The 14,029-nt window shown below is 63.6% G+C and carries 12 protein-coding genes; 9 read left to right on the top strand and 3 right to left on the bottom strand.

The window, feature by feature from the left end:
* Positions 1–35 precede the first annotated feature (35 nt).
* Positions 36–1,244: an urea ABC transporter substrate-binding protein gene (gene urtA, locus KUA23_RS11515; protein ID WP_065906042.1), complete on the bottom strand. Its 1,209-nt coding sequence runs from the start codon at positions 1,242–1,244 to the stop codon at positions 36–38.
* A gap of 302 nt (positions 1,245–1,546) precedes the next feature.
* Here urtA and KUA23_RS11510 point away from each other — a divergent pair, with 302 nt between their 5' ends.
* Complete coding sequence (locus KUA23_RS11510) at positions 1,547–4,930, top strand: ATP-binding protein (RefSeq protein ID WP_346356396.1); 3,384 nt, start codon at positions 1,547–1,549, stop codon at positions 4,928–4,930.
* Positions 4,905–5,570 (top strand): response regulator, encoded by a 666-nt coding sequence (locus KUA23_RS11505; RefSeq protein WP_078047946.1) that lies wholly within the window; start codon positions 4,905–4,907, stop codon positions 5,568–5,570. Before KUA23_RS11510 ends, KUA23_RS11505 begins: the two co-directional genes overlap by 26 nt.
* Positions 5,571–5,704: 134 nt before the next feature.
* Here KUA23_RS11505 and KUA23_RS11500 read toward each other — a convergent pair whose 3' ends face one another.
* Positions 5,705–6,535 carry an IclR family transcriptional regulator gene (locus tag KUA23_RS11500; RefSeq protein WP_252993971.1) on the bottom strand — a complete coding sequence of 277 codons (831 nt, stop codon included), beginning with the start codon at positions 6,533–6,535 and terminating at the stop codon, positions 5,705–5,707.
* A gap of 243 nt (positions 6,536–6,778) precedes the next feature.
* Between KUA23_RS11500 and KUA23_RS11495 the strand changes: the two genes are divergently transcribed.
* The 7 genes from KUA23_RS11495 to KUA23_RS11465 are packed head-to-tail and all read left to right on the top strand — an operon-like array spanning position 6,779 to position 13,218.
* Positions 6,779–7,807, top strand: coding sequence for an ABC transporter ATP-binding protein (locus tag KUA23_RS11495; RefSeq protein WP_252993970.1), 1,029 nt, complete (start codon positions 6,779–6,781; stop codon positions 7,805–7,807).
* On the top strand, positions 7,804–8,649 hold the full coding sequence (locus tag KUA23_RS11490) for an ABC transporter permease (RefSeq protein WP_069023183.1): 846 nt from the start codon (positions 7,804–7,806) through the stop codon (positions 8,647–8,649). The genes KUA23_RS11495 and KUA23_RS11490 overlap by 4 nt, the downstream gene beginning before the upstream one ends.
* A 4-nt stretch (positions 8,650–8,653) precedes the next feature.
* Positions 8,654–9,448 carry an ABC transporter permease gene (locus KUA23_RS11485; RefSeq protein WP_078047942.1) on the top strand — a complete coding sequence of 265 codons (795 nt, stop codon included), beginning with the start codon at positions 8,654–8,656 and terminating at the stop codon, positions 9,446–9,448.
* Positions 9,448–9,738 (top strand): (2Fe-2S)-binding protein, encoded by a 291-nt coding sequence (locus tag KUA23_RS11480; RefSeq protein ID WP_078047941.1) that lies wholly within the window; start codon positions 9,448–9,450, stop codon positions 9,736–9,738. Before KUA23_RS11485 ends, KUA23_RS11480 begins: the two co-directional genes overlap by 1 nt.
* Positions 9,735–11,078 (top strand): FAD/NAD(P)-dependent oxidoreductase, encoded by a 1,344-nt coding sequence (locus KUA23_RS11475; RefSeq protein ID WP_252993969.1) that lies wholly within the window; start codon positions 9,735–9,737, stop codon positions 11,076–11,078. The genes KUA23_RS11480 and KUA23_RS11475 overlap by 4 nt, the downstream gene beginning before the upstream one ends.
* Positions 11,075–12,172 carry an NAD(P)/FAD-dependent oxidoreductase gene (locus KUA23_RS11470; protein ID WP_252993968.1) on the top strand — a complete coding sequence of 366 codons (1,098 nt, stop codon included), beginning with the start codon at positions 11,075–11,077 and terminating at the stop codon, positions 12,170–12,172. Before KUA23_RS11475 ends, KUA23_RS11470 begins: the two co-directional genes overlap by 4 nt.
* A 14-nt stretch (positions 12,173–12,186) precedes the next feature.
* Positions 12,187–13,218: an ABC transporter substrate-binding protein gene (locus KUA23_RS11465; RefSeq protein WP_078047938.1), complete on the top strand. Its 1,032-nt coding sequence runs from the start codon at positions 12,187–12,189 to the stop codon at positions 13,216–13,218.
* Here KUA23_RS11465 and nadE read toward each other — a convergent pair whose 3' ends face one another.
* Entirely contained in the window at positions 13,219–14,028 is an 810-nt protein-coding gene (gene nadE / locus KUA23_RS11460) for an NAD(+) synthase (protein ID WP_214497533.1), read from the bottom strand. It abuts the gene before it with no gap.
* Position 14,029: the final 1 nt, after the last annotated feature.

Genomic DNA, 14,029 nt, shown 5'->3' with positions numbered 1-14,029 from the left:
CAGTTCCCACCGTTGGATCAATGCCAGACCTTGGGTTATTGGTAGCCTTTAGGGAACGGGTTCGGCTCGATCAAATCCGACTCGTAGATCACCTTGAACTGGCCGTTGGGCTGCACCTCACCAATGCGCGACTTGCTCCACAGGTGATGGTTCTCGTGGATCTTCACGTAGCCTTCCGGCGCGGTTTTGAGCTCGATGCCAGGCGATGCGGCCACGACTTTATCCACGTCGAAACTGCCCGCTTTCTCCACCGCTGCTTTCCATAGCCAAGGGCCGAGGTAGGCCGCCTGGGTCACGTCGCCGATCACGGCGTCCTTGCCATATTTGGCCTTGAAGGCCTCGACGAAGGCTTTGTTGTTCGGGTTGTCCAGGCTCTGGAAGTACTTCATCGAGGCATAGAAACCGGCCATGTTTTCACCGCCGATGCCGAGCAGTTCGTCCTCGGTCACCGACAGGGTCAACAAGGTCTGCTTGGACGAGTTCACGCCCGCCGCGTTGAGTTGCTTGTAGAACGCCACGTTGGAGCCGCCCACCACCGCCGCGAACACCACGTCAGGCTTTTTCAGCTTGACCTTGTTGATCAGCGAGCCGAACTGGGTGTTGCCCAACGGGTAGTAGTCTTCGCCGACCACAGTGCCGTGCAGGACGTTTTCGATGTGCTTGCGCGCAATCTTCATCGAGGTGCGCGGCCAGATGTAGTCGGAACCGACCAGGTAGAAGGTCTTGGCGCCCTTGGTCTTGGCGATCCAGTCGAGGCTGGCGAGGATCTGCTGGGTGGCTTCCTGGCCGGTGTAGATCACGTTTTTCGACTGTTCCAGGCCTTCATAGAAGGTCGGGTAGTAGAGCAGGCCATTTTCTTTCTCGAAGATCGGCAGCACGGCTTTGCGCGAGGCCGACGTCCAGCAGCCGAACACGGCGGCAACCTTGTCGTTGACCAGCAGTTTCTTGGCTTTTTCGGCGAAGGTCGGCCAGTCGGACGCACCGTCTTCCTGGATCACCTTGATCTGCCGTCCCAGGATCCCGCCCGAAGCGTTGATCTGTTCGATGGCCAGGCGTTCGGCCTGGATCGAGCCGGTTTCGGAAATCGCCATGGTGCCGGTGGCCGAGTGCAACTGGCCGACGGTGACCTCCGTCGGGGTCACGGCCAGGCCTTCGTTATCGGCCAGCACGCCCTGGCTGAACAGTGCGGCCGCCAGCAATGACAAGGCCAACAGCGGTTTGGAGCGGATCAATCGTGGTGCCATGGGGCGACTCCTCTGCAATGAGGGGTCCAGCATGGCGGCAGTGAGCCAGCGCGGGTATACGCAGCCTGACGTAACGGCGTACGTCATTTGACGTATGCCGCTGCGCACCATTTTCGCGCAGGATCCCGCCCGCCCTGACAGCACCGATCAATGTGGGAGCTGGCTTGCCTGCGATGGCGGTGTATCAATCGACTTCCCCATGCCTGACCCACCGCCATCGCAGGCAAGCCAGCTCCCACATTTTGAATCGGGGGCACGGAACTTGCTCATCCACCTTGCCCACCTCCCGGAGCCATCCCACCGTGCATCCTCCTTCCGGCACCCAGCGCATCGTCAAGATCCGCCGCGACTACAACACCTGGGTCGCCGACGAGACCATGGAAGACTACGCCCTGCGCTACACCCCCAAGTCCTTTCGCAAGTGGTCGGAGCTGCGCATTGCCAACACGGCCCTGGGCGCAGTGTCGTTCCTGGCGCTGGAAGCCATCGGCGGCGTGTTGGCCTTGAGCTACGGGTTCACCAACACCTTCTGGGCGATCCTCGCCATCAGCCTGGTGATCTTTTTCACCGGCCTGCCCATCAGCTATTACGCGGCGCGCTACGGCGTGGACATGGACCTGCTGACCCGCGGCGCCGGCTTCGGCTACATCGGCTCCACCATCACCTCGCTGATCTACGCCAGCTTCACCTTCCTGTTCTTTGCCTTGGAAGCGGCGATCATGGCCCTGGCCCTGGAGCTGTATTTTCATATCCCGCTGGCCTTCGCCTATGTGATTTGCTCGCTGTTGGTGATCCCGCTGGTGGCCTACGGCGTGACCCTGATCAGCCGCCTGCAACTGTGGACGCAACCGCTGTGGCTGCTGTTGCTGGTGCTGCCGTACGGCTTTGTGGCGTGGAAAAACCCCGGCGCCTTCAGCGACTGGACCAGCTTTATCGGGCGCAGCGGTGATGGCGGCGGCTTCAACCTGTTGGCGTTCTGCGCGGCCTGCACCGTGGCGCTGTCGCTGGTGACGCAGATCGGCGAACAGGTGGACTACTTGCGCTTCCTGCCGGAAAAAACCGTCGCCAACCGCAAGCGCTGGTGGGCCGCCCTGCTCTGCGCCGGCCCTGGCTGGATCATCCCCGGCGCCTTGAAGATGTTCGCCGGCGCATTCCTGGCGTTTCTCGCGCTGCAACATGAGATCCCCATGGAACGCGCCGCCGAGCCGACCCAGATGTACCTGGTCGCCTTCCGCTACGTGTTCAGCTCGCCAGAATGGGCACTCGGCGCCATGGTGCTGTTCGTGATCATCTCGCAGATGAAAATCAACCTGACCAATGCCTACGCCGGCTCGCTGGCCTGGTCGAATTTTTTTGCCCGCGTGACTCACAGCCACCCCGGCCGGGTGGTGTGGCTGGTGTTCAACGTGGCCATCGCGTTGATGCTGATGGAGTTAGGCGTGTTCGACGTGATCGACCAAGTGCTCGGGCTCTACGCCAATATCGCGATTGCCTGGATCGGCACGTTGGTGGCGGACCTGGTGATCAACAAGCCGTTGGGCCTGTCGCCCAAGCACATCGAGTTCAAGCGCGCGCACCTCTACGACATCAACCCGGTGGGCGTCGGCTCGATGCTGATTGCGTCGCTGCTGTCGATCCTTGCCCATTTCGGCCTGTTCGGCGCCCTGGCCCAGGCGGCGCCGCCCTTCGTGGCCCTGGGCACGGCCTTGGTGATGGCACCGCTGCTGGCCTGGCTGACCCAGGGTAAGTACTACATCGCCCGCACCAGTGACGTGCAATTGATCCACCCGATTGCCCCGGCAACCCACGCGGTGTGCGGCTTGTGCAGCAACCCGTTCGAGACCGCGGACATGGCGTTCTGCCCGGCCTACAGCACGCCGATCTGCTCGCTGTGTTGTTCGCTGGATGCGCGTTGCGGTGACCGGTGCAAACCCCACGCCCGCCTGGTCACCCAGTTCGAAGGTGTGTTGCGCTGGTTGCTGCCCAATACGATGATGCCGCGCCTGCACACGCGCCTGGCCCATTACCTGGGGTTGTTGCTGGCGCTGGTGTTGATGCTTGCCGGCGCATTGGCCTTGATCTATGTGCAGGCGGCCCAGGGTTTGCCCCATTCGGAAACCCTGTACCAGGCATTCTTCAAGGCGTTCCTGACCCTCTCGGTACTGGCCGCCGTGCTCGCCTGGTGGGTGGTGCTGACCCGCGAAAGCCGTGGCGTGGCCCAGGAGGAATCCGACCGCCAGACCCTGCTGCTGATGCAGGAAATCGACGCCCACAGCCTCACCGACCAGGCCCTGCAGCAAGCCAAGGAAGCTTCCGAGGCGGCGAATGCCGCCAAGAGCCGCTACGTCACCGGGCTGTCCCATGAACTGCGCACGCCGCTGAACAGCATCTTAGGCTTCACCCAGATCCTGCAGCGCGACAGCGCCATGCCCGAGCAGCACCAGGATGCACTCGCGACCATCCTGCGCAGTGGCTCGCACTTGGTCTCGTTGATCGATGGCTTGCTGGATGTGGCCAAGATCGAAGCTGGCAAATTGCGCCTGGAACTGACTGAAATCCCCTTCCCCGAGCTGCTCCATGACCTGGAACAGATGTTCACCCCGCAAGCCCAGGACAAGGGCCTGCGCTTTCGCCTGGATTGCGTGGGCAAGATCCCGGCGGTGGTGCGCGGCGATGAAAAACGCGTACGCCAGATCCTGATCAACCTACTGGGCAACGCGGTGAACTTCACCGACAGCGGCGAGGTGCGCCTGCGGGTCAGTTATATGCGCGAGACCGCCAACTTCGAGATTATCGACACCGGCATCGGCATTGATCCGGGGCAGTTGGAGCGGATATTCCAGCCGTTCGAACGTGGCGACCTGATGCGCCAGGACAACGGCGTGGGCCTGGGCCTGACCATCACGCGCATGCTCACCTCATTGATGGGCGGCGAGCTGCGGGTGACCAGCGAGCTGGACAAGGGCACCTGCTTCCAGGTGCGGCTGTTCTTGTCCCAGGTGCGCGCGCCGCAGGCGGTGGTGCATGTGGAACACGACATCATCGGCTATCAGGGAGCGCGGCGACGCATCCTGGTGGTGGATGACCATGTGGACCATCGCAAGGTGCTCAGCGGCATGCTCACGCCCCTGGGGTTCGAAGTGATCCAGGCCAGCAATGGCCAGGACGCGATCCGCCAGGTGGCATTGCTGGCGCCGGACCTGATCCTGATGGACCTGTCGATGCCGACCCTGGATGGCTACGAAACCAGCCGCCTGATCCGGCGTAATGCGCTGTCCACGGCGCCGATTATCGTGATTTCGGCCAATGCCTTTACCGACGACCGCGAACGCAGCATTGCCGCCGCGTGCAACGACTACCTGGCCAAGCCCGTGCGCACGCCGGAACTGCTTGGGCGTTTGCAACAGCACCTGGACCTGCACTGGCTGCGGCGCACCAAGAGCCGGGTGCCGCCACCGCCACCCAGCGTGTTGCCCAGCCCGGAAGACCTGGCGACCCTCGCCGAACTCAGCGCTATCGGCTACGTGCGCGGCCTGCACGAAAAACTCGACACGATCCTTGCGCACCACCCCGATACCGAGCCTTTCATCAGCAAGGTGCGTGGTTTGCTCAAGGGTTTCCGCCTGGATGAACTCAACCGAACCCTCAAGGAGGCCGAAGATGAATGCTCTCACCCGCAGCACTGAACCCGGCGTCGTGCTGATCGTGGACGACACCCCGGACAACCTGGCGATGCTCTCCGATGCCCTCGACGACGCCGGCTACATGGTGTTGGTGGCCCTTGACGGGCTCAGTGCGTTGAACCGCGTGCAACGCCGGCGCCCGGACCTGATCCTGTTGGACGCGATGATGCCCGGCCTGGACGGCTTCGAAACCTGCCGTCGGCTCAAGGCGCAACCCGCCAGTGCGGATATCCCGGTGGTGTTCATGACCGGGCTGACCGACACCAAGCACGTGGTGCAGGGCTTTGAAGTGGGGGGCAGTGACTACGTGACCAAGCCGATCCAGACCGACGAGGTACTGGCGCGGGTGGCGGCGCATTTGCGCACCTCGCGCATTTTGCTCTCGGCGCGGGAGGCGCAGCAGCCGAGTGTGCTGACGCTCGAAGATGCACCGGCCCAACGCCTGCTGTCGGCCCGGTTCCAACTGACCGAGCGCGAGGTAGAAGTGCTGCGCTGGGTGGCCTGCGGGAAGACCAATCGGGATATCGGCGATATTCTGGGGTTGAGCCCGAGGACGGTGAACAAGCACCTGGAGCATGTGTATGTGAAGCTCGGCGTGGAAACCCGCACAGCGGCCACCTCTGTCGCCCTAGCTGCCATCTAAATGTGTGTGGGGCTTGTGTGGGAGCGGGCTTGCTCGCGAATACGGAGTATCCGTTGACATATCCTTGGCTGACCCACCGCATTCGCGAGCAAGCCCGCTCCCACCTTTTTTGATCTTTATCGTGGCTGAAATCGTCACCCGCCAAAGGTGTGTGAGGGCCGCCTCAACGTCGGATCAAACGGATTGATGCGTGGCCCGATCGCCGCTGCCTCGCGCTTGAGCAACTCCACCACCATGGGCAACCGGCTCGGCCCCAGGCGGTCGCTGATGGTCGCCACACTCAACGCCGCCACCGCGTGCCCGTCGCGGTTGAGGATCGGCACCGCCAACCCGGCCATGCCTTCCAGCACCCCAGTATTGCGGGCCGCATACCCAAGGTTGCGCACGTTGTGCACTTCCGAGCGCAACAGCACTTCGTCATACAGGTGGAAGTCCTTGAGCCGTGGCAGGTTGTAGCGGATCACCGTTTCACGCTCTTCCTCTGGCAAGAACGCCAGGATCGCCAGGCTGCCCTGCCCCACGCCCAACGCCACGCGCCCGCCGATATCGCCGGTGAAGGTGCGGATCGGGTACGGGCCTTCACTGCGGTCCAGGCAGATCGCGTCGAAGCCACTGCGCGCCAGCAGGAACAGCGAATCCCCCAATGAAGCACTCAGGCGCAGCATGCTCGGCCGCACCAGGTCGCGCAGGTTGCCGGTCTTGCCCGCATTCGCCGCCAGGGCGAAAAACTCCAGGCTGAGGCGATAGCGCTTGCTGCGTGCGTCCTGCTCGACCATGCCTTCGTCAATCAGGCTGCGCAGCAGCCGGTGCGTGGTGGGTTGGGACAGGCCCACCTGTTGCGCAAGCTGCGTAACGCGTTCGCCACCCTCCGGCACTTCACCCAGGGTTCGCAGCAGCGCGAACAGACGAGAGACCGCGCCCGCCCCGACTTCCCTACTGCTTTCATTTCGATCAGTGGAATCCATAACAACCAATCCCTTTGTAAATTCCGGTGAGTGAATAAATTTGAAAATAATAGTCCGTTCAGTGAAATTCCATCTTCCGCCCATCCTAGTCTTCGTCCTAATCTGCGTCCACAGGGGCGAAATGAACAACAACCGGCAGCCGACTTGAGATCGAGCGCCAACGCACCCGCAACACCCTTTTCGCATCTGCCCAAAACAAAAAAGCGCGTTTCGACGCGACTCAAAAAAAGGTGGAACGCAGACATGGCATTTCTCCAACTCAACGCCTTGAGCAAACGCTACGGCGCCGTCGATGCGGTGGTCGCCACCGACCTTGCGGTGGAAAAAGGCGAATTCGTTTCCCTGCTCGGCCCTTCGGGTTGCGGCAAGACCACCACCCTGCAAATGATCGCTGGCTTCGTCGATGTCAGCGGCGGGCAGATCCTGCTCGACGGCCGCGACATCACCCACGCCAAACCCGCCAGCCGTGGCCTGGGCGTGGTGTTCCAGAGCTACGCGCTGTTTCCGCACATGAGCGTGCGCGACAACGTCGCCTTCGGCCTGAAGATGCGTAAAGTGCCGGCCAGCGAGATCGCCAGCAAGGTCAAGACCGTGCTCGACTTGGTGCGCCTGGCACCGCACGCCGACCGTTACCCACGGGAGCTGTCCGGCGGTCAGCGCCAGCGCGTGGCCCTGGCCCGCGCCTTGGTGATCGAACCGCCGGTGTTGCTGCTCGATGAACCGCTGTCCAACCTCGACGCCAACCTGCGCGAAGAAATGCAGTTCGAGATCCGCCGCATCCAGTGCGCCGTCGGAATCACCACCTTGATGGTCACCCACGACCAGGCTGAGGCGCTGTCGATCAGCGACCGCGTGGTGGTGATGCAGGCCGGGCGCGTGACCCAGATCGACGCGCCCTACAAGCTCTACGAGCACCCACGTACGCGCTTCATCTCGGACTTTGTCGGCAAGGCCAACCTGCTGCCGGGTGACTACGACCCGCTGGGAAGCCCGCAAGTACGCCACGAAAGCGGCGACGGCGAACTGACCCTGAGCCTGCGCCCGGAAAAGATCCAATTGGTGGACGCAGGCACAGGTCGCCTGCAAGGCCAGGTCATCAATCGCTACTTCTTTGGCAGCCAGTGGCTGTACCACATCGACACCGCCCTCGGCGAAGTCACCGTGGTGCGCAGCAACGACGGCAACGCGCCGCTGCGTTGCGGCACAGCGGTGGGCCTGGACTGGCACGCCAGCCTGTTGCGTGTGTTGGCCGCGGATGAGGTGCACCCATGAGCCGCGGCTACCTGCTCTCGCTGCCGGCGCTGGTGTTGTTTGCCGGGCTGCTGATCCTGCCGCTGGGCCTGACGCTGGTGCTGTCGTTCAACGTGTTCGACTACCAGGTGGGCGTGAAGGCCGATGAGTGGACCTTCGCGCATTACCTGTCGCTGTTCAGTGATTCGTACTTCTACGAAATCTTCTGGCGCACCTTTTGGATCAGCGCGCTGGTCACGCTGTTATGCGTGGTGATCGGCGTGCCCGAGGCCTATATTCTCAGCCGCATGGGCACGCCGTGGCGTTCGATCTTCCTGATCCTGATCCTTACGCCACTGCTGATTTCGGTGGTGGTGCGCGCCTTTGGTTGGAGCCTGTTGCTTGGCGCGGACGGGTTGGTGAACCAGGTCATCCAGTTCCTTGGCGGGCGCCCGGTGAAGCTGCTGTACACGCCGTTCGCGGTGATCATCGCCCTGGTGCACGTGATGCTGCCGTTCATGATCATCCCGGTGTGGACCTCCCTGCAGAAGCTCGACCCGTCGGCTGAACAGGCGGCGTTGTCCCTGGGCGCCAGCCAGGCCACGGTGATGCGCAAGATCGTGTTGCCGCAGGTCATGCCCGGCGTGCTGTCCGGCACCCTGATCGTGTTCGGCCTGGCCGCCAGTTCCTTTGCAATCCCCGGCCTGCTCGGCGGGCGTCGCCTGAAAATGGTCGCCACGGTGGTGTACGACCAGTACCTCTCGGAACTCAACTGGCCCATGGGCGCGACCATCGCGGTGGTGCTGCTGTTGGTCAATCTGCTGATCATGCTGAGCTGGAACCGCATGGTCGAAGGCCGCTACAAAAAGTCCCTGGGGGTTTAAGCGCATGTCCAGAAACGGTCCTTTGGCCCTCGGCTTCCACGCGTTGGTGGTGCTGTTCATGATGGCGCCGCTGGTGGTGGTGTGCCTGGTGGCGTTCACGCCCGAAAATACCTTGAGCCTGCCCACCTCGGGCTTCTCGCTGCGCTGGTTTCGCGCGGTGTTCGAGCGTGCGGATTTTATCCAGGCGTTCTATAACAGCCTGGTCCTGGCCTTCACCGCCGCGACCCTGGCCACCTTGATCGCCGTGCCGGCGGCCTTGGCGATCAGCCGGTACACGTTCCCGGGGCGCAATTTTTTCAGCGCCTTGTTCCTGTCACCCATCATCATCCCGCACCTGGTACTGGGCGTGGCCATGCTGCGCTTGTTCGCGCTGATGGGCGTCAACGGCAGCTTTACCTGGCTGATGCTGGCCCACGTGGTGATCATCACGCCGTATGTGCTGCGCCTGGTATTGGCGGCGGCCATCGGTATTGATCGCAGCGCCGAGCAAGCCGCCGAGTCGCTGGGTGCGAGCCGCTTCACGCTGTTTCGCCAGATCACCCTACCGATGATCCTGCCCGGTGTCGCCGGCGGTTGGTTGCTCGCCTTCATCAACAGTTTCGATGAGGTGACGCTGTCGATCTTTGTCAGTTCGCCGGCCACGCAAACCCTGCCGGTGCGCATGTACGTGTACGCCACCGAGTCCATCGACCCGATGATGGCGGCGGTGTCGGCGCTGGTGATTGCACTGACGGCGGCGACCATGATTTTGCTCGACCGGGTCTACGGCCTCGACCGCGTGCTGGTGGGGAAACATTGATGGCCTTGTTCAAACGCTTGGCCGAGACCGAACGCCCTGCCCTGGCCTTTACCCTGGACGGCCAGCCTGCCAGCGGCTTGCTGGGTGACACAGTGCTGACCGCCGTGCTGACCTGCGCCGAACACCTGCGCGGCAGTGATTTCAGCGCCGAGCGCCGCGCCGGTTTCTGCCTGATGGGCGCGTGCCAGGATTGCTGGGTGCGCCTTGCAGACGGACGCCGCGTGCGTGCCTGCTCGACGCTGCTGGAAGAAGGCCAGGCGATCAGCCGCGATCCGGGGCGCCAGCCATGAAGCCGGTGGTGATTGTGGGCGCCGGCCCGGCCGGCATCAGCGCGGCGCGCACCTTGCTCGACCACGGCATCACACCGTGCCTGGTGGACGAGAGCCTGCGCGGCGGCGGGCAGATTTATCGGCGCCAACCACAAGGTTTCCAACGCACGGCCAGGCAACTCTACGGATTTGAAGCAAGCAAGGCCGACGCTGTGCACCGCACGATGGATGAGCTGGCTGCGCTGATCGACTACCGGCCGCAAACCCTGGTGTGGAATGCCGAGGACGGCCGCCTGGACCTGCTCAACAACGGGCGCGCCGAGAGCCTCGAGTACGCGCAGATCATCGTTGCCACGGGCGCCACCGACCGTATCCTGCCGGTGCCGGGCTGGACCTTGCCCGGTGTCTACAGCCTCGGCGCGGCGCAGATCGCTCTGAAATACCAGGGCTGCGCCATCGGGGAGCGCGTGGCGTTCTGTGGCACTGGGCCGTTGTTGTACCTGGTCGCCTATCAGTACGCCAAAGCCGGGGCCAAGGTCGTCGCGGTGCTCGACAGCGCACCGTTCAGCGCGCAGTGTCGCGCGCTGCCGGCACTGCTCGGGCAACCGGCGACCTTGGCCAAGGGCTTGTATTACCGCGCCTGGCTGACGGCCCATGGGGTTGCCGTGCATCAAGGCGCCACGCTCACGCAGATCGAAGGCGAACAGCGGGTCAGCGGTATTCGCTGGGGCGAACACAGCCTGGAATGCGACGCCGTGGGCTTTGCCCATGCCCTGCGCAGCGAGACGCAACTGGCGGACCTGCTCGGTTGCGCATTCGCCTGGAACGCATTGAACCGCGCCTGGCTTCCGCAACGCGACAACGCCGGGCGCAGCAGTGTCAGCGGTGTGTACCTGGCCGGTGACGGCGCCGGGATCATGGGCGCGGACGCCGCGCAGATGGCCGGCGAGCGCGCCGCGCTGGCGGTTTTGGAAGACTCGGGCATTGCCATTGATCACCGCCGCCCTGCCGTGTTGGAGCAGCAACTGGCCGGCATCCAGCGCTTTCGCCAGGGCCTGGAAACCGCGTTCCCCTTCCCTGAGCAGTGGGCTGCACAGGCACCGGATACGCTGATGGTGTGCCGCTGCGAAGAAGTCAGCGCCGGCGAAATACGCGCAGTGGTGGATGAAGGCCACTGGGAGATCAATCGGGTCAAGGCCCACTGCCGCGTCGGCATGGGCCGCTGCCAGGGGCGCATGTGCGGGCTGGCGGCGGCGGAAATTGTCGCTGAGCGCAGTGGCCGGCGCATTGAAAACGTCGGCCGCTTGCGTGGCCAGGCGCCGATCAAGCCACTGCCATTTGGCGTGGAGGCGCAGCCATGATCGACGTCATCGTACTGGGCGGTGGGATTGTCGGCGCGTCGGCAGCCTTGATGCTCGCGCGGAAAGGCCAGCGCGTGGCCCTGGTGGAGCGGGATTTCTGTGGCTCGCATTCCAGTGGCGTGAATTATGGCGGTGTGCGCCGCCAGGGCCGGCCTTTGCATCAGTTGCCGCTGTCGCAACGCGCCCATCAACTGTGGGCCGACTTGCCGGGCCTGATCGGCATCGACGGCGAATACGTGCGCTCCGGGCATTTGAAGCTGGCGCGCAGCCATGCTGATTTCGCCGCGTTGCAGGCGTATGCCGAGCAGACCCGTGGCTTTGGCCTGGGCTTGCAGTTGCTCGACTACACCGAGCTGCGCGCACGCTTCCCCTGGGTGGGCGACATTGCGGTGGGCGCCTCGTTGTGTCCGCAAGACGGCCACGCCAACCCGCGCCTGGTATCGCCCGCCTTCGCACGTGCCGCGCAACGCCTTGGCGCATCGGTGTACGAGCAAGCCGAGGTGATTGGCATAGAACATGACGGCCAGCAGTTCCAGGTGCATTGCGCCAACGGCCTGCACCTGCAAGCGCCGTGGTTGCTCAACTGTGCCGGCGCCTGGGCCGGCACTGTCGCTGCGCAGTTTGGCGAAGCAGTGCCAATCACCTCGGCGCACCCGGCGATGCTGGTCACCGAGCCGCTGCCGGTGGTGATGAATGTGAGTACCGGCGTTGAAGGCGGCGGGATTTATGCACGCCAGGTCGCCCGGGGCAATTGCATCCTCGGCGGCGGTCGCGGCTTTGCCCTTGGCCCGCTGACCGCGCGACCGGGGCAAGCCGCCGTGCTGGAGATCCTGCGCAATGCCGGCGAGCTGTACCCGTTCCTCAAGGGTGCCCAGGCGATTCGTACCTGGAGCGGCACCGAAGGTTATCTACCCGATCACGAACCGGTGATCGGCCCCAGCAGCACCCAACCTGGCCTGCTCCACGGTTTCGGCTTTGCCGGTGCCGGGTTCCAGCTCGGTCCCGCGGTCGGTGAAGCCCTGGCAGAGATCGTCTGCGACGGAGCCAGCCGCCAACCCATCGAAGCGTTTTCCATCCGTCGTTTCCAAGCCTGAGAGGAAAAACATCCATGAACCCACGTATTGCGCTGTCCTGCTTGTCCCTCGCCCTGCTCGCCTCCACCGCGCATGCCGCGCCCACGCTGTACCTGGGCATGAACGGCGGCACCATGGAACGGGTGTACGCCGACAAGGTGCTGCCCGCGTTCGAGAAGGCCAACAACGTCAAGGTCGTGATTGTGCCCGGCACGTCGTCGGACATCCTTGCCAAGGTCCAGGCCAACAAAGACAACCCACAGATGCACGTGATGTTCCTCGACGACGGCATCATGTACCGCGCCATCTCCATGGGCCTGTGCGACAAGCTGACGCCGAGCCCGACCCTGGAGCAGATCCCGGCCAAGGCCAGAATCAAGGACGAAGCCGTGGCCGTGACCCTCGGCGTCACCGGCCTGGGCTACAACGCCAAGATGTTCAAGGAAAAAGGCTGGGCGGCGCCCACCTCGTGGATGGACCTGGCCGACCCGCGCTTCAAGGAGAAAGTGGTGTTCCAGTCCCTGGCTTCATCCACCTTCGGCCTGCACGGTTTCCTGATGTTCAACCGTATCCAGGGTGGCGATGAAACCAACGTCGAGCCCGGCTTCAAGGCCTGGCCGAAAACCGTCGGCCCCAACGTGCTGGAATACATCGCCAGCTCGGCGAAAATATCCGAAATGGTGCAGACCGACGAAGCCGCGATTTTCCCGCTCACCCCGACCCAGGTCGCCACCCAGAAACTGCTTGGCGTGCCCATGGAATATGCGCAACCCAAGGAGGGTGCGGTGGTGCTGAACGTGGCTGAGTGTGTGATCGCGCGCAACGACCAGCCGGAACTGGCGCAGAAGCTCGCCGCGTTTTTGCTGACCGCCGAAGCCCAGGCCCCTGCGCTGGAAGAAGGCGATCAGATCCCGTCTAACCCGACCACGCCGACCACCGACAAGACCCGTGCGCGGGTGGAAGCGATGCAGGGTTACTTGCAGACGGCGATTTCGATTGACTGGGACCAGGTCAACCAGGCGCGGCCGGAGTGGAATGCGCGGTGGAGTCGGTCGATCGAGCGTTAATCAAAGGGGCGCAATCGGCAGCGCGCGTTTGTGCGCTGTTTTGCTGTACGCGCCCTCGACAATCGTCCTCACCCGCTCGCTCACCGGTTCGCCCATCAGGTAGGCGTCGATCTCTGCGTATGTGCAACCGTAGGCGTGCTCGTCCAGCTTGCCCGGTACCAGTTCTTCCAGATCGGCCGTCGGGTGTTTGTGCACCAGGTTGTCCGGTGCGCCGAGGGCCGTGGCGAGCAGGCGCACTTGGGTTTTGGTCAGGCCGGACAGCGGGGCCAGGTCGCAGGCGCCGTCACCGAACTTGGTGAAAAACCCCATCAACGCCTCGGCGCCGTGGTCAGTGCCGACCACCAGGCCATTGTGCAGGTTGGCCACGGCGTATTGCGCGATCATGCGCGTGCGGGCCTTGACGTTGCCCTTGATGAAATCGACATGCTCGGCGCTGGCTTCGGCGGCGGCCAGGCTGGCCATCAGACCGTCGACGCTGGCGGCGATGTTGAGGGTGTCGATGTGGTCCGCGGTGATGAAGTTCAGGGAGGCCTGGGCGTCGCTTTCATCAGCCTGGGTCTTGTAGGGCAGGCGCATGGCGATGAAGCGTGCGGCGTAACCCTCGCTGCGCAGTTGCTCGGCCGCCAATTGGCACAGGCGGCCGGCGGTGAGGGAGTCGACGCCGCCACTGATGCCCAACACCAGGGCCTTGCAGCCCGAGTGGCGCAAGGTGGTCTTGATGAAGTCGATGCGCCGTTGGATTTCCTCGGGCTCGCCGCCTTGGGTCAACGCGCGATTGATGTTCAGTTCCCGTGCGATACGTTCTTGCATG

Origin of the sequence: Pseudomonas pergaminensis, assembly GCF_024112395.2 — a bacterium.
Lineage (GTDB): Bacteria > Pseudomonadota > Gammaproteobacteria > Pseudomonadales > Pseudomonadaceae > Aquipseudomonas > Aquipseudomonas pergaminensis.
The sequence above is the reverse complement of the archived record's forward strand: the minus strand, read 5'-3'. Positions and strand labels throughout refer to the sequence as shown.